This window comes from Mesorhizobium sp. M7A.F.Ca.ET.027.03.2.1 (assembly GCF_003999175.1).
Lineage (GTDB): Bacteria > Pseudomonadota > Alphaproteobacteria > Rhizobiales > Rhizobiaceae > Mesorhizobium.
Genome location: NZ_RZOM01001357.1, coordinates 1 through 1,321, shown reverse-complemented (window position 1 = coordinate 1,321; position 1,321 = coordinate 1). Strand labels below are relative to the sequence as shown.

The 1,321-nt window shown below is 66.0% G+C and carries 3 protein-coding genes; all 3 read left to right on the top strand.

The window, feature by feature from the left end; genetic code table 11:
• A partial coding sequence (locus EN750_RS34630) for a cysteine hydrolase (RefSeq protein WP_145968210.1) occupies window positions 1-479 on the top strand: 479 nt, incomplete at its 5' end.
• The gene (locus EN750_RS34625) at window positions 472-822 is read left to right on the top strand and encodes a cupin domain-containing protein (protein ID WP_127399298.1); all 351 of its coding nucleotides are present in this window, start codon (window positions 472-474) and stop codon (window positions 820-822) included. The genes EN750_RS34630 and EN750_RS34625, both read left to right, overlap by 8 nt.
• On the top strand, window positions 819-1,321 hold a 503-nt coding region (locus EN750_RS34620; protein ID WP_245482897.1), incomplete at its 3' end, for an amidase family protein. The genes EN750_RS34625 and EN750_RS34620, both read left to right, overlap by 4 nt.

Genomic DNA, 1,321 nt, shown 5'->3' with positions numbered 1-1,321 from the left:
GCCTGCCGGTGATCCACACCATGGAGTGCCACCGCGCCGACCTGTCGGACCTGCCGCCGGCCAAGCGCAATCGCGGCAATCCGGCGATCCGCATCGGCGATGTCGGGCCGATGGGCCGCGTGCTGATCGTCGGAGAGCCGGGCACCGCAATCCTCGACGAGCTTGCGCCGCTGCCGGGCGAGATCGTCATCGAAAAGCCCGGCAAGGGCGCCTTCTACGCGACCAGCTTCGGTGGCGAGCTGAAGCGGCTCGGCGCACAGCAGCTGGTTTTCGCCGGCGTCACCACCGAGGTCTGCGTGCAGACGACGATGCGCGAGGCCAATGATCGCGGCTATGAGTGCCTGCTCGCCGAAGACGCGACGGAAAGCTATTTTCCCGAATTCAAGGCGGCGGCACTAGCCATGATCCGGGCGCAGAGCGCCATCGTCGGCTGGACGGCAACGACCGACCAGGTGCTCGAGGGAATTGCCAATGCCTAATTTTGCCTTTGCCGGCCTGCTCGACGGCGGCTGGCGCGATCTCGCGTTCGAATATTTCCGCGACGGCATCAGCGTGCACTGGCTGCTGAAGGGCGGGCCGGTCGAGCCGTCGGTCGCGATCCTGAAATACCGGTCCGGCGCCAGCGTGCCGCGACACCGACATGTCGGGCTGGAAACCATCGTCGTGCTGGAAGGCACCCAGAGCGACGAGAACGGCGACTATCCCGTTGGCAGCGTCATCCTGAACCCGGTCGGCACCGAGCATTCGGTGTGGACGAAGGACGGTTGCGTCGTGCTGATCCAGTGGGACCTGCCGGTGATCATTCTGGAGAAGACGAAATGAGCGATATCCATTTCGACATAGCGAGCCTTCACGCAGCCTATCCGGGAGGCCTCGCCGTTGGCGATGTGATCGCAACGATCTTCACCCGCATCGAAGCGGCCGACGACCCGGGCATCTTCATCCATCTCACCGCCAAGGCGGATCTCCTAGCCCAGGCCGCGGCACTCGGTCCGTTCGACCCGGCGACAAAGCCGCTCTGGGGCATTCCCTTCGCCGTCAAGGACAACATCGACGTCGCCGGCATGCCCACGACGGCCGCCTGCGCCGAATACACCTATTGGCCCGAGAAAGACGCCACCGTTGTGGCGCGGCTGAAAGCGGCCGGTGCGTTGGTCGTCGGCAAGACCAATCTCGACCAGTTCGCCACCGGCCTCGTCGGCGTGCGCACGCCCTGGCCGATCCCGCGCAATGCCATCGACGAGGCGCTTGTGCCAGGCGGCTCCTCCTCGGGGTCGGCGGTGGCGACGGCGCGCGGCATCGTCTCCTTCGCGCTTGGCAC